The organism is Herbaspirillum sp. 1130 (genome assembly GCF_017833835.1).
GTDB classification, from domain to species: domain Bacteria; phylum Pseudomonadota; class Gammaproteobacteria; order Burkholderiales; family Burkholderiaceae_D; genus Herbaspirillum; species Herbaspirillum huttiense.
Map to the genome: position 1 here is coordinate 1,849,386 of NZ_JAFICQ010000001.1, position 18,716 is coordinate 1,868,101.

An 18,716-nucleotide genomic window follows, 5' to 3' on the forward strand; every position below is an offset into this window, starting at 1 on the left:
AAAGCCGGGCGCGGCTTTCCGGGCGGCTCTCTAGCCCTCTGCCACGGCCAATGCAACTGGCGGCATCGAACCACCAAACACAACCAGACCGACCGGCTTACCGGCAACCAGCAGCGCGATCTCTTCTTCAGTTGGTTGCCAATACGAGATCACGACCTGTTGCCCGTTGATCTCCGACCAGGTGACAGGTAATGCATCGCAAGCGATGCGCTCATGGTCCCAGTCCACTGGCGCACCGAGCATGCCGTTGTTACTTGGATGTGAGGTGAAATTCATTTCCGGTTCCAATGATGGTTTCGATCTAAAGGCAGGCCGAATTCATCGCAGCCGCGCATGACACCGCTCTTCTCCATTTGCTGCTTGATCGAGTCATGGCATGGCTTGCATAAGGACTGCAGGTTCGTTGGGTCGGAGAACTTTGCTTCGTCACCGCGATGCGGCTCGATGTGGTCAACAACGGTGGCCGCGGTAACGCGGCGTTGCTCCGCGCAGAACTGGCAAAGCGGTTGCTTCTGAAGCTGGTGATAACGCAACCGGTACCACGCCTTCGTCCCATAAAGATGTCTATAAGCTGCTGCCATTGCTCGGCAACTGTTCAACGAATTCGCGTGACAAATCGATGTCAAGCGAGACACCCACAAAGGTAATCACTGCCTCAATCTCGCCTTCGCTGGTTATCGGTCGCAAGTCAATGCGCGTCACCCCAGGAACGACCGTACCGTCCGGCATCACAACCCGCGTTCCCATTCCACTACCATCGCTCACAATCTTGAGCTTCTGATCGTTCCACCTTGCCATGACCACCTCGACGATGAAGAGCGCCGGTGAACGAAGCTTCCGGGCCGGCGCGCTGATTCGGAAAACTGAAAATAGAGACATCTGCAGTTCGTTACTGGTGGCCGCGTATGGCGGCGGCCTCGCCAATAATTCAGGCGAAAAAAAACCGCGCAGCGGATGCTTGCGCGGTTTTTACGGACTTGTGACGTGTATCGGATTGGGACTATAAATTGCACCGATTTATGCAGTCAAGCGATTTCTGTGGAAAAGTAGATTCTAACTTTCGTGCAGCTCGGCCGAGCGGATCCCGATGACATCGCGGTAGGCCGCCAACGCCTGGACCTCAACCTGCTTCAGTCGCTCATGGATCTTGTTACGTTGATTGTGCACATTGCGGATCGGCACTTTAGCGCGATCAGCGGCGTCCGTGATTGATGTCTTCTTGTCGAAATAATTCTTGATGATGGCCTCACGCACATGACCATGACTCAGGCCACTTACTGCCGTCTGCGACCAGTAGCGCAGACCGGCAATTGCTTCTACCCATTCGGGCATAGCTCTATCACCATGGCAGCATGGGCACTCATCGTATTTCGGAGAGAAGCGCGCCGTCAGGCAATGCCGGAAAAGCGGATCCAGGGTAGAGAGTTTCTTGCGCAGTAGGCCAGCCTGCGCCGCACCATCCACCGATACGAGACCCTTGCCAGTACCGAGCGCCTTGATGCCGCCGAGCTTTGACATCGGCGACAGCGGGTACTGCTGGCTCTGGAAGTTAAAGGCAAAGGTCAGCGCCTCGTGCTCATTGCGGAACAGGTCGTTGATATCGAGCCCGAATTCGTAGTTCATTTTTCCCTCGTTTGATGTTCACCGGTCTTGCCCGGCCCAATTTTTAAATCGCTTCCACCCTGACCGCTGGCGTAATCCTCGGCGTATCGATTGCCAGCAGCATCAACTCTGATCGCGCCGACCGCTGGGGGCAGGGGCGTTCCAATCGCATGGCCTCCCTCGGCGGCGAAGAAGACTGGCTCGCCACGCACACCCCTTCGCAACTGCTCATTGATCTCGGCTTCTCCGAAGGCCTGCCGGAGAAGATCAATCCAGGCGGCAACCGTTGGCATTGCCTCACGTGATTTCATCGCTTGCCTTTCGTACCCTTCACACCGTTAACACGACTATCAACACGTTGAAACCCTTATGTTTATTGAGTTTGTTAATAGTATTAATAGTGTGAAGAGTAAAAATTGATATCCAAGACGCAGTAACATTTCCTCCCCTCGCACGTGCGCGCACGCACACACATGAAGGCACCTCAAAAATCTGTTCATACTGTTCACACTGTTAACAAAGCCCGATTTCATGCGGCTTTCAGCGTGTTGACAGTTGCGGTCGGTGTGAAGGGCTGACCGTTAACTCTCTTCCGGCTGGTCGTACACATGGCGATAGCGGCGCAGATCCTTCTCAAACATGTCGCAGGAGTTCTTGACGTAGTCCTGCAGCGACCGGCCTTCCTCCGGCTCGCCCAGGAGATAGACCGTGCGCTGCTTGAACGCCTCCCCAAACTCATACTTCACGACGCGGTCCTGCAATGCATCACCGGCAATCCGCTTCACCTCGGATCCGAATCGTGTCTTCGTTGGCGTATAGCGCTCCCCGTTCAAGGTGCACCATCGCTGAAAGGCGCTGTATAGCTGCTGTGAGCTGCAGGTCATGAAGGGGACCGGCAGCGTCTGGTCTTCCCACTCGCGGTAGAAGCGCTCTGACGGCGAGAGACCCAGGCTGATCAAGTTCTGCTTGGCCTGGTTCATGATCGGTTCTGTGTGGGGCGTGAAACCGTCAAGGTCGACCTCGTACTTCAGGTAGTGGAAGAAGGCCTCCATGCCTCCGTCGTCAAGCTCTCGGCCGACGTCGGCATAGAATTCCTTCTCGCGCTTGGGCGGCGTCCAGAGCACCAGGTAGCGGCGGTCGGTCTTATCCAGGGCGAGCGGCTGCAGCTCGTTGGAGAGGAAGACGAAATTCATATGGTTCGCCTCGTACCGCACGGACAGGTTCTTCGGATTGATCGGCAACTCATCGCCCGAGATCATCTTCTTCATCCGGCCCTTCAGTTGCTTGAGCTCGTTGCGCGTGACCACCTCATCACAGACCAGGAACAGCTTGCGTGAGGCCCACTCGTTGAAGGGGCTCTCCAGTTCGGCGTCCCCGATCACCCAGGAATACTGGCCGTAGATCTGGCGGACCACCTTTTCCCAGAACAGGTTTTTCCCTGAGCCCTCATCGCCATGCATGATGATGGCCGTGGCCATCTTCGCGCCTGGATGCTGGAGCGGATAGGCAATCCACTTCAGCACCCAAACGAACATCACCTCATCGTTGTTGCAGAGGTGCTTGAGCAACTCAAGGATCTTCTGGCACCGCCCTTTCCTCGGAACGACGTCGAAGCCGTCGTACATGTTCACGTGCGTGATCTCATCCACCGTTTCCGTCGGATCGAAGACCAGGTTCTTGATGTTGATCATCTGCCGGCGCTTCGTGTTGAGCCAGCCCTTGACCACGTCGTTGCCATAGGCCAGGCGCAGGGCCGTGATCTCGATCTGCATCTTGCTGACGCGGTCCCAGGCAGTGCTGGTGCCGTATAGCAGGACGAAGTTATCGACCAGATAGCGCCACTTCTCCAGGTACTCGGGATCAGGCTCATCACCATCACCCTTGGCCTTGTCTTTTCCCCTGCCCCCACGCCCGCCACCGGCGGCCGAGGTTTCGCCATCCTTACCAAGTGCCGAGTCGTCCTTGCTTTTCCCCTGCTTTTGCTCTTCGGGGGCGGAAGCCCCCGACCGACTTGCCTCCTCGGGGGAGCGGGGGACAAGGGAAAGCCGAGGGCCGGCCGCGACCGCGTCGCGTGCTGGCACCTCCGGGGCAATCGCCTCGACGATGGCAGCGGAGATCTGCTCGGATACGGCCTCAAGGCCGTCGGCCAGATGCAGGTCGTTGAAATCGGTCAGCTTCTGATCACCACGGTCCCGGAATAGAGGCTTCACGATCGAGGCATTGCCAACCTCGAAGGCTGCAGCGTGGCAAGCAGACATGCCGGCATTCTCGAAACGAATCTCCTTGATGACGCGCCCGCACCGGATCTCGACATGCAGATAGGCGACGGACTGGCGGTCAAAGCGATACTCCGCACAGATCTCGGCCAGGTCACCACGAGCGGTCTTGACCTTCCGCCACCCGCCATCGACGGCCGGCGCTGGCTCGATGCCGAAGTCCTCGCGCAGGCGCTCCTCGTAACGAAGCTCCAGCTGGAAGTCATCGTCCGCGAGGAAGAGCAGGTGCGCATCGGGGAAGTCCGAGCGGAGCTTCCGGGCGATATGAAGGATATTGCCGGCGTCGAAGGCCACCATGACCGGCAGGTCGTGGCTGTGCTTTTCGGAACGGGCCGCAGCCATGCGCGCTGACTGGCAGGTCGCATAGCCCTCCCCAACTCCGATGATCGGTGCACCTACGGCAGCACCGAGCAGGAAACCAGCACCGATCTTGTCGAGACCTTTGTTGTAGCGCTTCTCCCCGCCTTGCGATATCTTCTGCAAGCCGACCAGGCGAGCACCCTCATGGGAATAGTGCCTCATCGGCACCAGGAGCTGTCCTTCGCTATCGACACGTAGGCCCTCTGCGACAACACCCTTGCGCACCAGGTAAGGATGAGTCCCAGCAGAATCCTCTACGGCAGCTGACCATTGCCCCTTCGCGCGGTTCGCTGCCAGGCGCGCTGCATTGGCACGATCAGCCACTGCCTTCTCCTCGAAGGCACGCTGGCGTTCCGTGTACTCGGCGACATCCTCGGCCGAAAACTTCTCAGACGTGATGCGGACCGGGACTGTGTTGTGATTGCTGCCACGATTGATTCCAAAGTGGCCGGCCACCACTTCCTTGCCGGACTTCAGTGTGAACTTGCGCAGGGAATACCAGCCCTTCTTCTTCGGGCCGAAGCGCAAGACCTTTTTTGAATTGAAGATGGGATGTCCAACTGGCAGTTCTGGCAGCTGATGCTCTCTCATCAGAGCAATGACTTCAGCCTCAAAATTCATGCCGGACGTCCCTCAGGCGTGTCATGCCCTTCTACAGGACAGTAGATGGCGAACATCAAGCCCACCAGTTCACGCACAGTCTGGTGGATTTCGTCTGCAGTGACCTCGAGCTGCGAGCGCTCACGCTTGTCGATATGGTTATCGGAAGTGAATTCGACGTATTGATGCGAAAGCCTACCCAATTCCTGGTACAGCTCTTGGAACTTGTCGTGCAGCTCTTCACGATCCACGCTGCCTGGCTCAACCAGCTTATAAAACACTCCGCCCGCATCGGAGGCGATAGCTTGTGCGAGCAGCGTCGTGCCCGAGGTCTTTTGCATCTGCACCGCGAGATCCAGGCTGACCGACTGTCCGCGCCGCTCATACACCCGATTTTCGAGGGCGTCACGGGTCATCCCCATTGCGGCGGACATGCTGTCCCAGCCGCCTGGGAATGCCTTAATCATTCCCAGCAATGCCTGCCTTTGATTCACAACGATTCCCCTTCAGTTGTGGTTTTGAGATTTCTTCCCACCGGCTATGCTTCACCCCATCAGAAAATCAACACGAGGGAGAATGGGCATGAAAGCCGAGAGATACTTAGTACTGATCCATTTCGCTGCCAAGGTCACCAGGGCCAACTTGTCCGAAGTAGCCGTGCAGGTAACGCGCGCAGTCCGAAGCATCCTGCTGAACTGTGAGGCGATTTGCTCGACCGCTTCCTCCGTCGCATTCGTGGGCGAGTCCCGTGCATCGGCAGATTCCCTATTCCGCTTACTGGCGAGCGATCTCCGGCCTGGCGATAACCTGAGTATTTTTTCGCTGGGGCAAGGCATTGCCACCTCGCACTCAGGCTTGCATAAATGGGCAACGCGCCAGGGAGTGATTCAAACAGCGGAAACCGGCGACCCGTAAATATCCGGCCGCAGTTCAAAGCGAGAAACCTCGCCGCCAGTTGCTCGTTCGATTGAAAGACACCGTTCGGCGGGAGCGGATTTCCTCGCAACCCACTGTTGGACGGCCTGAGGAGTCACACCGACCTTCTCGGCAAGCTCTGTTTGTCCGCCCACCAAGCGGCAGGCTTTCTCAATTGAAGTTTCCATGCGCCGAGTTTAAAGGCTAACTTGTATGAATACAAGTATTTCTTCAAGAGACAATTACAAGCCCAGCTTGTACCATCGCGCGATGGAATTCAAAAACCGATTACAGCAATTACTCCAAGCAAAAGACGGTGGGAACATGTCTGCCCTTGCGTCTTTTTGCGGAGTCACGCCTCAGGCGGTCCAGCAGTGGATCGCGCAGGGTCGAACGCCCCGCGCGCATCGCCTGCAGCAAATTGCGGAATATTTTGGAATTACCGAAAAGGATCTTCTCTTTGGAGAAGATGTACCAAACGTTGCGTTTGACACGCCGGAAGCTCCTGGCCTTCTTCCAGACTCCTACATTCAGGTTCGTGCATACGAACCCGGTGATGACGACTTTGTAACAATTAAGACAGTAAGACTCAAACTTTCAGCGGGCATAAGTGGGTACTCGACCGAACCCGAGCGCGGTGAGGGAATGCCGATTGTTTTTCAGAAGGAATGGCTGGAAAAGCACGGTTATTTCCCGGACAACCTTATCGCACTGAAGATCCGCGGTGAAAGCATGCGCCCCAAACTGGATGATGGCGACCTGGTAGTGATCAATACCGCAGACCGTATCCCGAAAGATAACCAGATATATGCCGTAAATTTTGATGGCGAGGACGTGATAAAACGCCTGCGTCGAGAGAATCGAGAATGGTGGCTTGTCTCGGATAATCCGGACCAAAAGAACTATCCAAAACAGATCTGCAGGGGTGCTAATTGCATCATCATTGGACACGTGATTTACATGCAAAGCAGAGCCCTCTAACGACGTTACGGTAAGCCATTCACCAGTCACTAAACCGCGCTCCACAAACCGCCTCTCAGGCGGTTTTTTTGTTTCTGGCACCCCGGGGAAATTAGGCACTTAACTTAAACTTTAAAAACAACACTCCTTAATACAAGTTTTACTTGTCGCATTACAAGTTTAACTTTATTATCCCTCCATCTGTGCCGTGCACCCTAGATGGAGGATTAGATGCAATCAGTCCGGAAAAAAGCCGCAGCCATTCAGCTGCCAGCCAAGTTCAACTTCCTTGCCGGTCGCCGACCGCCGTCACGCCGAGAATGGCCCCTCAGCGCGCCAGTTTCGTCGGCGCAAGGCGTTGCAGCAAGCGAACCTTCGCCGCGAGGCGCCAAATGACCCGCTTCCACCTGGCGCCGGAATCTGAGGCACGCTTCCGCGCCGTCACCCACAAGACCCTCCATGTCTCGCACGTGCGTCACAAGTGCGCTTGCGGCAAGCAGACGACCGCCAAGGCCCTGACGCAGTACGGCCATTGCGTGAGCTGCCAGAAGGCAGCGGAGAAGCATGCTCCCAAGATCACCTTCATCACCAGCCCCAGCGCCGGCCTGCTCCCCGGCAACGGTGACCGCCGCTTTACCGTCTTCCCTTACGCTTGGACGAAAGCGAGGAAGGCATGAGCCATCCACAACACCATGACTATCAATTGGAGCAGCGCTCACTCACCCTGACGCTTTGCATCCTGGAGGATGGCACGCGCTGGGCAGGGCTTTATTCCAAGCCGAGAAATAGGTGGGCTCCGGCCACCTTGCTTATGAGTGCGGCGGCGGAGGCTATTCGCTGCGATCTCTATGAGCGCCGCCGAGAGTGGATCCTGCTTGTTGGGACCGCACATTTCCGGATTCCAGCGAAGCACGTTGACAGCATCGCCGAGAAGTTCGGCATGCGCGCGACGAAGATCGAGGAGGCAGCGTGAAAGCCTTCCTCCTGACAGTCACTCGCGAGAGCGGCATCCCGCTGACCCTGACCATCATCGCGCACTCCTCCTTCGATGTGCATACGTCTGCACTCGATATGTTCGGCGTCTGCAAGATCTCGGTGAGGCCAGCATGATCCGAACCGCCCTCACCCGCCTCATCGCCGCCATTGTGGCCGTCTATCTCCTGCTGATTGCCCAGGCATTCACCAAGAACGGCCCCGAGCTGGAGGCCTTCGTGGATCTCGGCCGCGAGATGACTATCGAGGAGCTACCGTCTGTCGATCAGCTGCGCTCCCTGTGTTCAGTCGAGTGGCCGAGGGATGTTGCTGGCCCTAGGACCGCAGAGGCCCGCCGTAATGCCTGCCGCGTATTCGGGGAGTGACCACATGCGCCACCTCCCCAAGACACTCGCCCCACAGATGACGCTCCAGGAGTTGGGGCTTGCCGTCGCATCCAAGGCCGGCTGCTCGCCCCTGCTTGGCCAGGATGTCGCTCGTACGCTCCTAGACGAATTCAACTCAATGCTGGCTGCCGGCTACCAGCTCAGCGTCCCACAACTTTGCCGGCAGACCAGGCCGGGCCATACCACCTGGCGCATCGATGTCGCGAACCCGGTTCTCGGCTTCGCTGGTGCCCTGCTCTTCACCGTCCCCACCACTCACTAATCCGGAGATGACCATGAATCAAGTCACCCAAGCGCAGTTCGGGATGATCCCGCTGCAATTTATCGAGACCGATCCCAACCAGCCGCGACGGACATTTGATGAAAACGCCCTGCAGGAACTGGCAGATAGCATTAAGGTCAGCGGCGTTATCCAGCCCATCCTGTTGCGCACCATTGAAGATAGCGATACGCGCCTGCAGCTGGTCGCAGGCGAGCGCCGATATCGAGCATCCCAGATCGCCGGCCTGACCGAGATCCCCGGCATCGTGCGACAGTTGACCGATGCCGAGGTGGCCATTATCCAGCTGGTCGAGAATCACCAGCGCGCCGGCGTGCCACCGCTCGAAGAGGCCGAGGCTATGGCCCGCGCCATGCGCGACCACGGCCTAAAGATTGACGATATTTGCACCGAGCTGGGCGTTAAGCGCCGCTGGGCGTATTCACGCCTGCAGCTGCTTGACCTCTGCGCCGAGGCACGTATCGGCTTAAACGACGGTCGGCTTGCACCATCGACCGCATTGCTCATCGCCCGCATTCCAGTACCCAGCCTCCAAGAGCGAGCTGCAGGCGAAGTTCTGACAAACAATGGAGCAGGCTCCCCCATGTCCTACCGGCAGGCTAAGACTTGGATCGAGCAACGCTACACCCTTGACATCAATCGAGCTGTATTCAGCCTGGTGGATGCGAAGCTCTGCAAGGCAGCAGGATCATGCGCAGAATGCCCGAAGCGTACCGCAAACGATCCCGATAAGTTCCCCGACATCACTGCAGACGTCTGCACTGATCCCGACTGCTTTGAAATGAAGACCGAGGCGCACAATACGGCTGAAATCGATAAAGCCGCAAAGAAGAAAATCCGCTTCTACGAATCCTGGGAGCAATGCAAGACGGAGCGCAACGGTGATCTGAGCACGGACTTCGTCCTGGCGCGTACCTTCGACCGGCTTATCAACGCTGATCACCAGAACATGCCTGTCGATGATTTGCTCGGCACCGACCGAATGCCCAAGCCTATTGGAATATTCAAGAATCTATCTGGACACATCACGAACATCTACTCGAAGAGCGATATCCAGTGCGCGCTCGAGAAGACAGGCTTGGCCAGGACCGAAGCAGAAGAAGAGGAATTCGATAAGCAGGAAGAGCAACAGCGCATCGAACTGGCGAAGGAGAAGAAAGCGACGGAACAGGAAGACCCCGCCGCCGTTCTGCGCAACCGTCTTGTTGAGATCAACTGGAAGATCGCCAAGGCCTATAACGTTTTCCATGAAGATCTCCTGGAGGAAATCAAGGATCTCGTCGATCAGCAGACCTTACTGCCAATCTACCGGACTCTGGCTGTCTTCTCAGCAGGACAAGCAGCGCGCTCCGAACAACTCAGTTTTTCGCAGAAAGTGGATGAGTCCTATAACGTCGATTTTATGGAGGCAGCCGCCGTCGAGGAGTTGGTAGAGCACGCCTCCGATGAGGATGTATGCCGCTTGCACCTCGACGCGGTACTCAGCAACATTCCGAGTGTCTACGGTGGCGCCATCGATGGTGGCCTCATCAAGTTCGAGGACGAATGGGAAGAATGGAATTATCAGCACTATCAGACCCTCATCAAGCTCGGAAACATCTGCGGCATCGACATCGATCTGCTACGAGACAAGCACCTCGCCGAGCCACTGCAAGAGCTTGCCGAGGCAATGACGCCTACCAAGAAAGAGCCGACTGAAGAGCCCGCCGAGACACCCAAGCCCAAGGCCGCGAAGAATCAGCCTGCTCGACCCAAGAAGACTGCGCCAACCCCGGATGCTGATCCGAAAGCTGCCTGGCCCTTCCCGAAGTCGAAGGACGGATCGTGAGCGGCCATCTGCGCAGTCGGGCAAAGCGCGCAGCCCGCAAACACAAGCACCAGGTCGTCCGCGACCACGGCGGCCTGTCGATGGCACAGATGCCGTGGCGGATGCGCGCCACCTTTGGACCCGTCGAAGATATCCTGACGACGCTCGAGACTACTGGCGACATCGATGCGGACAAGGATGGCGCGGTCTATCGCGCTCCTAGCAGCCACATTTGGTACGACCTTGCCGGTGCCATCGAGGGCTTCGCCGAGTTCTACGAGGCGCACGCCCGCATCAGCGGCCGCGAGATGCCCACGAGCTCACTCCGCCAGTTGGCGAACAAATTTGCCTACGGCGTGATGATCTTCCAGTCGGATATTGATGCAGTCCGCCGCGACCTCGCGATCCTCAAAAAGGAGACGCTTCCCATGACGGAGCACTACACCACCACCATCATCCAGAGCATGACGGAGGATGTATGAATAGCCCGATCAAATTCTTTTTGGACATGCATGAACTGTGCATAGCGACAACACTCAGCGAGACTACGATACAGAAGCTCATCCGAGAGCAGCAGTTCCCCGCACCTCGCCATCTCGGCGGCCGACGCGTAGGCTGGTTGGTGAAGGAGGTCTTGGAGTGGGCAGAAAACCGTCCAGTATCAGACCTACCGCCACCACCCAACACGGGAGCTAGAAAGCCGAAGCCCAAGCAGAAAAAGCTGAAGGTGAAATGATGAAGCGCACCAAAAACAAATACCCGAGTTCCCCATTTATGGGGACTGATATGCTTCAAGAAAACTCAAACATGCGGCCCCTGATCAGAATGCTTGCGTCTCAGGCTGTTAAGAAATGGCTGATCGGAAATCCACCAAATATCGAAACGTCAACAACACACGATGGCAATGAAGGCAACGATCTACGCACGGTATAGCAGCGACAAACAGAGCGAGACCTCTCTCGACGATCAGTTACGCGTGTGCCGCGCCCGTGCTGACAGGGAGGGCGCAACTGTCGAATTCGAGCGTTGTGATGCTGCCATCTCTGGCTCGACCGCGGTGGGCACCCGCCCTGCCGGCAACGCGATGCTGGCTGACGCGCTCGCCGGCCGCTTTGATCTGCTACTGGTGGAAGGCCTGGATCGCCTTGCGCGCGACCAGGTCGAGCAAGAGCAGATTGTCCGTCGCCTGGAGCATCGTGGTATCCGGATCATCGGCGTTTCGGATGGCTACGATTCGCGGCACAGCGGTCGCAAGATAATGCGTGGCGTCCGAGGGCTGATCAACGATCTCTACTTGGACGACCTACGCAGTAAGACGCATCGAGGCCAGGCCGGCCAGGTGGAGCGGGGATATATCGCCGGCGGGAAGTCGTATGGGTATGACATCGTGAAGGCGGACGGCGGGAGCACGTACAAGATCAACGAAAGCCAGGCACGCTGGGTCGTTTGGATTTTCGAGCAATATGCCGCTGGAAACAGCGTGCAGCGGATCGCCCATGAACTGAATAACCAAGGCGTACCATCGCCGCGCGATAGTACGTGGGCCGTGTCCGCAATCTATGGCAGCCCGGTAAAGGGCTCGGGCATCTTGAATAATTCGATGTATGTGGGGCAGTACATCTGGAACAGATCTCAATGGATCAAAGACCCGGATACCGGCCGGCGCCAAAGAACAGAGCGCCCCCAAGAGGAATGGCAGATGGCTAGCCTACCAGAGCTACGCATTATTGATGACGAACTCTGGCGCCGCGTGCGCGAGCGCATCGATGCCGGACGGGACGAACATGGGCGCAAGCGCCAGGTCCGGCCGGCGACGACTCTGTTTGGGGGGATGATGCTCTGCCCGCATTGCGGCGGGGCCGTGGTGGCGATCAATGCGGAGCGTTACGGCTGTGCGGCCGCGAAGGATCGTGGCCCTGCCGTGTGCAAAGGTTTCTCCATCCCAAGAGACATGGTTGAGAAACGCCTGATTTCGATTATCCGGGCAGAGCTGCTGTCACCGGTGGCGGCCGCCGAGTTCGAAAAGGCTTTTGAAGAGTTGCTGATAGAAAATACTGGATCGACTGAAGATGTGGCCCAAGCTACCAAACGGATCACCCAGCTCACAACCGAGATCGCGCGAGTGATTGACGCCATCACCATGGTCGGCGCCTCGGAGGCGCTGGCCGCCAAGCTGAAAGCTTTGGAAAATGATCGTAGCGCGCTGCAGCGCCGGCTTGCACTCAAGGCAGCAAGTGAGGCGGCACGCACACCCAACGTCGGCAGCATCTTCAACGAGATCCTGATGAACTTGACGGATGCCCTGCGGGAGAACCCACTGATAGCCAGGAAGATCCTGGGCGATATCTTCGGCTCGATCCAGCTGGAAGTGAGGGAAGATAACCAAGTGTGGGCCAGAATGGCAACGGCCCAGCTACTTAAGCAAGTAGCCGGGCCGTCTATATCGGTGGTTGCGGGGGCAGGATTTGAACCTACGACCTTCGGGTTATGAGCCCGACGAGCTGCCAGACTGCTCCACCCCGCGTCTGAAGAAAACAATTATAGGGCAGGTAAAATCGGAATGCAAACATTTTCTGCAATCTTTTTACAGTGATACACTCCTAACCGCATTGCAGCTTCCCGCAGCCGTCCAGGACAGCGTCCCAACGCCCCGTCGCCGCGGCAAGAAAATGCACCAAGGGCCTTTCCCTACTATATATATAGACAGACACCTTCCGAGCCTCTATGAAATTCTGTTCCGAGTGCGGCCACACAGTCTCCCTGCAGATCCCTCCCGATGACACGCGGCTGCGCCATGTGTGCGGCAACTGCGGTGCAATCCATTATCAGAATCCAAAGATGGTGGTCGGCTCCATCCCCGTCTGGGATCAGGATGGCCAAACCAAGGTCCTGCTCTGCAAGCGCGCCATCGAGCCGCGCCTCGGTTACTGGACCCTGCCGGCCGGTTTCATGGAAAACGCCGAAACCACCGAAGACGCCGCCCGCCGCGAAACCGAAGAGGAAGCCGGCGCCCGCATCGATCTGCACGAACTGTTCTCCCTGGTCAACGTGCCCCACGTGCACCAGGTCCACCTCTTCTACCGCGCCACCCTGCTCGACCTCGACTACCAGGCCGGTGTCGAAAGCCTGGAAGTGGCCCTCTATACAGAAGACCAGATCCCCTGGCAGGACATCGCCTTCCCCACGGTGGAATTCACCCTGCGCGCCTTCTTTGCCGATCTCAAGAACGTGCGCAGCGGTGAAGGCAGCTTCACGCTGCACACCGAAGACATCCGCCGCCGCATGATCTGATCCGCAGGAGCACGCGGATGATCGCCTGGCTGGACCTCGATACGCCCTTCCCCGATGTCTCCCGCGCCCTCGCCGACCCGGCCGGGCTGCTGGCGGCGGGCGCTGACCTGTCGCCGCAGCGGCTGCTGGAAGCCTATCGCCACGGCATCTTCCCCTGGTTCTCCGAAGGCCAGCCCATCCTCTGGTGGAGTACCGATCCGCGCATGGTCCTGCGCACCGATCACTTCGTCGTCTCCGACAGCCTCAAAAAGACCCTGCGCCGCATCGAACGCAGCCGCCACGGCGACGGCCTCTGGCAAGTCACCTTCGATACCGTCTTCGAACAGGTCATGCAAGGCTGCGCCGGACCGCGCCGCCATGAACAGGGCACCTGGATCTCGCCCGAGATCATGGCCGGCTACACCGGCCTGCATCGCGCCGGCTACGCCCACTCCTCCGAAGTCTGGCTCAACGGCGAACTGGTCGGCGGGGCCTATGGCGTCTCCATCGGACGCATGTTCTACGGCGAATCCATGTTCGCCCGCGTGAGCGACGCCTCCAAGGTGGCGCTGGCGCATCTGGTGTTCTTCCTGCGCAGCCACGGCGTGGAGATGATCGACTGCCAGCAGGAAACCTCGCACCTGGCCTCGCTGGGCGCTCGCCCGATCCCCCGCAGCGACTTCCTGCGCCACCTGCGCGCAGCCATCCAGTGGCCGCAGATACGGGGCTGGGAGCCGCTGAACCTGCTCGAGCACGGCATCCCGTCGGCCCGACGCGACTGAGCCTGGCGCGGTTCTTCACTGCAGGCATCAAAATGGTGTAAATTGGAACCTGACTCCAAGGACCGCACGGGGCAGCAGAGACCTCGCCGCCGGCCTCCCGCAAGACAGGACAGGACGCACATGACGCATCTCAAAGACTTGCCGTTCTCCACGTTGCAGTTCTATGCAACCGCGCCCTACCCGTGCAGCTATCTCGATGACCAGCAGGCCCGCTCGCAAGTGGCCACCCCCTCCCATCTCATCAATGCAGATGTGTACTCGGAACTGGTCAAGACCGGCTTCCGCCGCAGCGGCATCTTTACGTACCGCCCCTACTGCGACGGCTGCAATGCCTGCACCCCGGTACGCATCCGGGTAGCCGACTTCGAACGCAACCGCAGCCAGCGCCGTGCCTGGGAACGCAATCGCGGCCTGCAAACCTTGGTCACCAACCTGACCTACGCCCACGAACATTACGAGCTCTACCTGCGCTACCAGTGCGCCCGCCACGCCGGCGGCGGCATGGATCAGGACAGCCGCGATCAGTACGCGCAGTTCCTGCTGCAGAGCAAGGTCAATACCCGCCTGGTGGAATTCCGCGAGCCTGACGGCACCCTGCGCATGGTCAGCATCATCGACGTACTCAATGACGGCCTGTCCTCGGTCTACACCTTCTTCGATCCCGACCTGCCCGCAGCGTCCTTCGGCACCTACAACATCCTGTGGCAGATCGAACAGGCGCGCCAGCTGGAGATGCCCTACGTCTACCTCGGCTACTGGATCAAGGAAAGCCAGAAAATGGCCTACAAAACCAACTACCAGCCGCTGGAAGCCCTCCATGAAGGGGAATGGAGCCTGCTGGAAGGCTGAAGCAAGCTTCACCTTTGTGGCGCAACGTCTGCAAAAACAGGGGTAGCGGGATCAAATTGGGGGCAACTACTCCGCCGAGGCAGGGAATGGGCGGTGGCACGCGTTAGAATAGCGGCAGTTTTTTGGCCCTCTTCTTTCCTGATCGTCCCATCGTGTCCGACAAATTCCTCTACGCACTCGCGCGCCCGCTGCTGTTTTCTCTGGAACCTGAAACCGCGCACCATCTGGTGCTGCCCGCCCTGCGCTGTGCCGCGCGCTACAGCCTGACGGACTTCGTCACCAAAAAGCCGGCCGCCGATCCGCGTACCGTCATGGGCATCACCTTCCCCAATCCGGTCGGCATGGCCGCCGGGCTGGACAAGGACGGCGCCTACATCGACGGCCTGGCCGCACTGGGCTTCGGATTCATCGAGGTCGGCACGGTCACGCCGCGCGCCCAGCCGGGCAATCCGCTGCCGCGCATGTTCCGCCTGCCGGCCGCCAGCGCAGTGATCAACCGCATGGGCTTCAACAATGGCGGGGTGGATGCCTTCGTGGCCAATGTGCAATCCTCGCGCTTCTACCAGGAGCGTCAGGGCGTGCTGGGCCTGAATATCGGCAAGAATGCCGATACCCCCATCGAGCGCGCCGCCGAGGATTACGTGGCCTGCCTGGAAAAGGTTTACCCCTACGCCAGCTATGTGACGGTGAATATTTCTTCTCCGAACACCAAGAACCTGCGCCAGCTGCAGGGGGCCTCTGAACTGGATTCCCTGCTGTCGCAGCTGAAGTCGGCCCAGCGCCGCCTGGCCGATCACCATGGCCGCTACGTACCGGTCGTGCTCAAGATCGCACCGGACATGGAGTTGGAGCAAGTGAAGAATGTTGCCGACGCGCTGCTGCGTCACCAGATCGATGGCGTCATCGCCACCAACACCACCATCACCCGCGATGCCGTGCAAGGCATGCCGCATGGGGAAGAAGCCGGCGGCCTGTCGGGCAAGCCGGTGCTGGAACTGTCCAACCAGGTGATCCGTGGGCTGAAGGCGGAAGTGGGCGACGCCCTGCCCATCATCGGGGTGGGCGGCATCTTCAGCGGTGCCGATGCGCGCGCCAAGATCGATGCCGGCGCTTCACTGGTGCAGCTCTACACCGGCCTGATCTACCAGGGACCGGCGCTGGTGCATGAATGTGCCGAGGCGCTGCGCGCTCCGCAGGGCCCGGTCGCCGCGCATCACTGAAACCATCCGTCGCGCGCAAATGAAAACAGCAGGCCGCGTGCCTGCTGTTCTTCTTTGGGAAATCGCCGCGTTCAGTCCTTGGACGACTCCTTCTTGAGATTGAAAATCCGGCGCGCATTGGCATCGGATTCGGATTTCTTTTCAAAGTCGGTCTTTTCGCAACCGGCCAGCACAACACCGACGACCAGCGTCAGCAGCATGACGACGACACGCATGATATTCCCCTGAAGATTCGGATGAGGCCCCGGATGGCCGCACTCCCCTCCCAAGGGCAGGCGGACAGCGCCGCCGCATGGACCGTTGCGGCCAGCAGAGGGGGCCGGCAGGCTGCATTTTATGCGCAAAAGTTCAGGATTCGATGACTATCCCTGAAAGTTTTCGCTCAAAAACGCCTGCCCGTTCCCCTCTATAATGGCAAGTTTCCGACGCCCGGCCGTCGCCCTGCTCAGTCTCCATGTCCGTCAACACCATCGCCATCAACCGCCAGATGCGCCGTTTCGATGACCAGGCCAGCGTCTGGCTGTTCGGTTACGGCTCCATCATCTTCAAGGCCGATTTCCCCTATCTGGAACGCCGTCCGGCCCACATCACCGGCTGGGCGCGACGCTTCTGGCAAGGCTCGCACGATCACCGCGGCACTGCCGAGGCACCGGGCCGGGTCGTGACCCTGGTGCCTGAAGAAGGCGCCGACTGTGCCGGCATGGCTTACCTGATCACGCCAGAAGTCTTTGTCCATCTGGATCATCGCGAAAAGAACGGCTATCTGCGCCTGGCCACCACCATGCGCTTCGAGGACGGCCAGGCGGCAGAAGGCCTGATCTACATCGCCGCCGAGGACAATGAAGCCTTCGCCGGCCCGGCCAGCGAACTGGAGATCGCGCGCCAGATCGCCGGTGCGGTCGGTCCCAGCGGCCGCAACAGCGAATACCTGCTCAAGCTGGCCCAGGCCCTGCGCGACCTGGGCGCCGAAGACCGCCACGTGTTCGCCATCGAACAACATCTGCTGCAACTGACCGGGCAGCCAGCCGTGCTATCGTCTGCCCCTCGCCCCTGAGCACCGCATTGAACACGCCCACAAGGAAGAAGAACATGATCAAGTCCCTCGCTGCCAGCCTCACCCTCCTCATGGCGCTGACTGCCTGCACCACCCCGGTGGAGCGCACCGCCAGCGGCGATATCCCCGCCGCCCGCGTCTACATCAAGAGCATGACCGAACAGGCCGCCGGCCTGTCGCAGATCAGCTTCACGCGCGCCGCCGGCCTGCTCAACAATGACATGCTGGAACTGGCCATCAACGATGTCGTGCTGGCCCAGATCGCCGGTGGCGAGCGCTTGTCGATCTGGCTCAAGCCCGGCAGTTACGATTTCAGCGTCAAACGCGTCAACAGCCTGGGCAGCAATGCCGGGCCGACCACCGACAAGCTGACCCTGCAAGTCGCCCAGGGCGGCAGCTACCAGATACAGATCAGTACCGAATTGCGCGGCCTGAACCTGCAACTGGCCAAGTAAGCCTGATCCTCCGACGCAACAAATTGCGACGGATTGCGCAGTTTTACACTTCAGCCCCTGTGGTACGGACGACACACCGTATCACAGGGGCTGGTCGCTTCTGGCCAGACGGAATTATCAAGCCATTGATTTAAAAGGAAAAATTTTTTAAATCCGGACGCCCCTGACGACGCAAGGCGACATTATTCACAAATCAGATAACTGGTATTGGGATTCAAAAGTGGAAGCACGCCCGTGAAGCGAATATATTGCAATGCAACAGATCAATTTCTTCCTCACGGAGCTCACCATGAACATCGTCGCCGACATCCTCCCGTACACCCTGCTCATCGGCGCCATGGTCGCGCGCTACCTGATTTCGGTCAAGTAAGCAGCCTCCTGGCCGGGTGATCGCCGGTCTCCGCAAGGAGACCCGCTGGCATCCCGGAGCAGTTCTGAAAAGCGGTCATTGTCGCGTTGCAACGCTGACAAGCCGCTTTTTCTTTTGGCCCGGATCGGCGGCATGATCCGCACCATTCTGGCGCAAAATTGCACCATTATCATCATTATTGATATCTGAGTGATGTTCCCTGGTGCAATGTTGGTAGCCGCCTGCAGGTAAATGTCAGGTCGCGGCCTCACTTGCAAAGCTGCTGCAGCGCATTACACTCGCAGGCTTTGCCAACGCAACGAAAGTGAAGCATGAAGCGACTTGCCTCTCTCCTCGCCGCCTCCGCCCTGCTGCTGGCCGTGCAAGGCTGCGCCTGCGCGCCCGGCTTCGTCGGCTTTGACAGCCGCTGCCAGTTCATCAACGTTCCCAGCGGGCAACCCTGAATGAACAAAAGCGCCGGATCGGCTCCTGGCGGAGCCCGTCACGGCGCTTTACATGCGTAATTTCAGGTTAAATCCTGAACCCTTCTTCACGCTG

27 protein-coding genes, 1 tRNA gene and 1 pseudogene are annotated in these 18,716 nt (G+C 58.7%); 18 read left to right on the top strand and 11 right to left on the bottom strand.

The window, feature by feature from the left end; genetic code table 11:
* Positions 1-30: 30 nt before the first annotated feature.
* The 7 genes from JOD78_RS08370 to JOD78_RS08400 all read right to left on the bottom strand — a co-directional run bounded on the left by JOD78_RS08370 (position 31) and on the right by JOD78_RS08400 (position 5,332).
* Positions 31-276: a hypothetical protein gene (locus JOD78_RS08370; protein WP_209567127.1), complete on the bottom strand. Its 246-nt coding sequence runs from the start codon at positions 274-276 to the stop codon at positions 31-33.
* A complete protein-coding gene (locus JOD78_RS08375; RefSeq protein ID WP_245202008.1) occupies positions 273-533 on the bottom strand; it encodes an HNH endonuclease signature motif containing protein in 261 nt (86 codons plus the stop codon). The genes JOD78_RS08370 and JOD78_RS08375 overlap by 4 nt, the downstream gene beginning before the upstream one ends.
* 31 nt (positions 534-564) lie before the next feature.
* On the bottom strand, positions 565-879 hold the full coding sequence (locus tag JOD78_RS08380) for a hypothetical protein (RefSeq protein WP_209567131.1): 315 nt from the start codon (positions 877-879) through the stop codon (positions 565-567).
* Positions 880-1,053: 174 nt separating this feature from the next.
* On the bottom strand, positions 1,054-1,623 hold the full coding sequence (locus JOD78_RS08385; RefSeq protein ID WP_121044948.1) for a DNA-binding protein: 570 nt from the start codon (positions 1,621-1,623) through the stop codon (positions 1,054-1,056).
* Positions 1,620-1,913, bottom strand: a complete 294-nt coding sequence (locus tag JOD78_RS08390; protein ID WP_209567133.1) for a hypothetical protein — start codon at positions 1,911-1,913, stop codon at positions 1,620-1,622. Before JOD78_RS08390 ends, JOD78_RS08385 begins: the two co-directional genes overlap by 4 nt.
* A gap of 270 nt (positions 1,914-2,183) precedes the next feature.
* Entirely contained in the window at positions 2,184-4,859 is a 2,676-nt protein-coding gene (locus JOD78_RS08395) for a DUF5906 domain-containing protein (protein ID WP_209567135.1), read from the bottom strand.
* A complete protein-coding gene (locus JOD78_RS08400) occupies positions 4,856-5,332 on the bottom strand; it encodes a YmfL family putative regulatory protein (RefSeq protein ID WP_348534258.1) in 477 nt (158 codons plus the stop codon). The genes JOD78_RS08395 and JOD78_RS08400 overlap by 4 nt, the downstream gene beginning before the upstream one ends.
* 88 nt (positions 5,333-5,420) lie before the next feature.
* Here JOD78_RS08400 and JOD78_RS08405 point away from each other — a divergent pair, with 88 nt between their 5' ends.
* Positions 5,421-5,753, top strand: a complete 333-nt coding sequence (locus tag JOD78_RS08405) for a hypothetical protein (RefSeq protein WP_209567717.1) — start codon at positions 5,421-5,423, stop codon at positions 5,751-5,753.
* Here the strand turns inward: JOD78_RS08405 and JOD78_RS08410 are convergent.
* On the bottom strand, positions 5,726-5,941 hold the full coding sequence (locus JOD78_RS08410) for a helix-turn-helix domain-containing protein (protein ID WP_209567139.1): 216 nt from the start codon (positions 5,939-5,941) through the stop codon (positions 5,726-5,728). The two genes, JOD78_RS08405 and JOD78_RS08410, sit on opposite strands and share 28 nt — an antisense overlap.
* Before the next feature lie 25 nt (positions 5,942-5,966).
* On the opposite strand from JOD78_RS08410, the gene JOD78_RS08415 reads away from it, so the two are divergent.
* The 10 genes and pseudogenes from JOD78_RS08415 to JOD78_RS27925 form a co-directional block, all read left to right on the top strand.
* A complete protein-coding gene (locus JOD78_RS08415) occupies positions 5,967-6,734 on the top strand; it encodes an XRE family transcriptional regulator (RefSeq protein ID WP_245202009.1) in 768 nt (255 codons plus the stop codon).
* 371 nt (positions 6,735-7,105) lie between these two features.
* On the top strand, positions 7,106-7,390 hold the full coding sequence (locus tag JOD78_RS08420; RefSeq protein ID WP_209567141.1) for a hypothetical protein: 285 nt from the start codon (positions 7,106-7,108) through the stop codon (positions 7,388-7,390).
* A complete protein-coding gene (locus tag JOD78_RS08425) occupies positions 7,387-7,686 on the top strand; it encodes a hypothetical protein (RefSeq protein WP_209567142.1) in 300 nt (99 codons plus the stop codon). Before JOD78_RS08420 ends, JOD78_RS08425 begins: the two co-directional genes overlap by 4 nt.
* On the top strand, positions 7,683-7,823 hold the full coding sequence (locus JOD78_RS08430; RefSeq protein ID WP_209567144.1) for a hypothetical protein: 141 nt from the start codon (positions 7,683-7,685) through the stop codon (positions 7,821-7,823). The genes JOD78_RS08425 and JOD78_RS08430 overlap by 4 nt, the downstream gene beginning before the upstream one ends.
* On the top strand, positions 7,820-8,071 hold the full coding sequence (locus tag JOD78_RS08435) for a hypothetical protein (RefSeq protein WP_209567146.1): 252 nt from the start codon (positions 7,820-7,822) through the stop codon (positions 8,069-8,071). Before JOD78_RS08430 ends, JOD78_RS08435 begins: the two co-directional genes overlap by 4 nt.
* Positions 8,072-8,075: 4 nt before the next feature.
* Positions 8,076-8,354 (top strand): hypothetical protein, encoded by a 279-nt coding sequence (locus tag JOD78_RS08440; protein WP_209567148.1) that lies wholly within the window; start codon positions 8,076-8,078, stop codon positions 8,352-8,354.
* Positions 8,355-8,367: 13 nt separating this feature from the next.
* Positions 8,368-10,200 carry a ParB/RepB/Spo0J family partition protein gene (locus tag JOD78_RS08445; protein ID WP_209567150.1) on the top strand — a complete coding sequence of 611 codons (1,833 nt, stop codon included), beginning with the start codon at positions 8,368-8,370 and terminating at the stop codon, positions 10,198-10,200.
* A complete protein-coding gene (locus tag JOD78_RS08450) occupies positions 10,197-10,661 on the top strand; it encodes a hypothetical protein (protein ID WP_209567152.1) in 465 nt (154 codons plus the stop codon). The genes JOD78_RS08445 and JOD78_RS08450 overlap by 4 nt, the downstream gene beginning before the upstream one ends.
* Positions 10,658-10,915, top strand: coding sequence for an AlpA family phage regulatory protein (locus JOD78_RS08455; protein ID WP_209567154.1), 258 nt, complete (start codon positions 10,658-10,660; stop codon positions 10,913-10,915). Before JOD78_RS08450 ends, JOD78_RS08455 begins: the two co-directional genes overlap by 4 nt.
* Positions 10,916-11,083: 168 nt before the next feature.
* Positions 11,084-11,935, top strand: a pseudogene (locus tag JOD78_RS27925) (recombinase family protein); the annotation flags it as partial.
* A 240-nt stretch (positions 11,936-12,175) separates the two neighbouring features.
* Here JOD78_RS27925 and JOD78_RS27930 read toward each other — a convergent pair.
* Both JOD78_RS27930 and JOD78_RS08465 read right to left on the bottom strand, forming a co-directional pair.
* Positions 12,176-12,565, bottom strand: coding sequence for a hypothetical protein (locus JOD78_RS27930; RefSeq protein ID WP_245202010.1), 390 nt, complete (start codon positions 12,563-12,565; stop codon positions 12,176-12,178).
* Positions 12,566-12,626: 61 nt separating this feature from the next.
* Positions 12,627-12,703 (bottom strand) — tRNA-Met (locus JOD78_RS08465).
* Positions 12,704-12,903: 200 nt separating this feature from the next.
* On the opposite strand from JOD78_RS08465, the gene JOD78_RS08470 reads away from it, so the two are divergent.
* The 4 genes from JOD78_RS08470 to JOD78_RS08485 all read left to right on the top strand — a co-directional run bounded on the left by JOD78_RS08470 (position 12,904) and on the right by JOD78_RS08485 (position 16,300).
* Positions 12,904-13,470: an NUDIX hydrolase gene (locus JOD78_RS08470; RefSeq protein ID WP_034341204.1), complete on the top strand. Its 567-nt coding sequence runs from the start codon at positions 12,904-12,906 to the stop codon at positions 13,468-13,470.
* Positions 13,471-13,487: 17 nt separating this feature from the next.
* The gene (gene aat, locus JOD78_RS08475; protein ID WP_121044821.1) at positions 13,488-14,231 is read left to right on the top strand and encodes a leucyl/phenylalanyl-tRNA--protein transferase; all 744 of its coding nucleotides are present in this window, start codon (positions 13,488-13,490) and stop codon (positions 14,229-14,231) included.
* Positions 14,232-14,351: 120 nt separating this feature from the next.
* Positions 14,352-15,080, top strand: a complete 729-nt coding sequence (locus JOD78_RS08480) for an arginyltransferase (RefSeq protein WP_034341208.1) — start codon at positions 14,352-14,354, stop codon at positions 15,078-15,080.
* Between the two features lie 152 nt (positions 15,081-15,232).
* Positions 15,233-16,300 (top strand): quinone-dependent dihydroorotate dehydrogenase, encoded by a 1,068-nt coding sequence (locus JOD78_RS08485; protein ID WP_209567156.1) that lies wholly within the window; start codon positions 15,233-15,235, stop codon positions 16,298-16,300.
* 71 nt (positions 16,301-16,371) lie between these two features.
* Here JOD78_RS08485 and JOD78_RS08490 read toward each other — a convergent pair whose 3' ends face one another.
* Complete coding sequence (locus JOD78_RS08490; protein WP_157845704.1) at positions 16,372-16,515, bottom strand: hypothetical protein; 144 nt, start codon at positions 16,513-16,515, stop codon at positions 16,372-16,374.
* 239 nt (positions 16,516-16,754) lie between these two features.
* Here JOD78_RS08490 and JOD78_RS08495 point away from each other — a divergent pair, with 239 nt between their 5' ends.
* From JOD78_RS08495 to JOD78_RS28230, 3 genes are all read left to right on the top strand, one after another.
* A complete protein-coding gene (locus tag JOD78_RS08495) occupies positions 16,755-17,354 on the top strand; it encodes a gamma-glutamylcyclotransferase (RefSeq protein WP_209567158.1) in 600 nt (199 codons plus the stop codon).
* 35 nt (positions 17,355-17,389) lie between these two features.
* Positions 17,390-17,809: a hypothetical protein gene (locus tag JOD78_RS08500; protein ID WP_039784805.1), complete on the top strand. Its 420-nt coding sequence runs from the start codon at positions 17,390-17,392 to the stop codon at positions 17,807-17,809.
* Positions 17,810-18,490: 681 nt separating this feature from the next.
* The gene (locus JOD78_RS28230; RefSeq protein ID WP_256497413.1) at positions 18,491-18,622 is read left to right on the top strand and encodes a hypothetical protein; all 132 of its coding nucleotides are present in this window, start codon (positions 18,491-18,493) and stop codon (positions 18,620-18,622) included.
* The last annotated feature ends 94 nt before the right edge of the window (positions 18,623-18,716 follow it).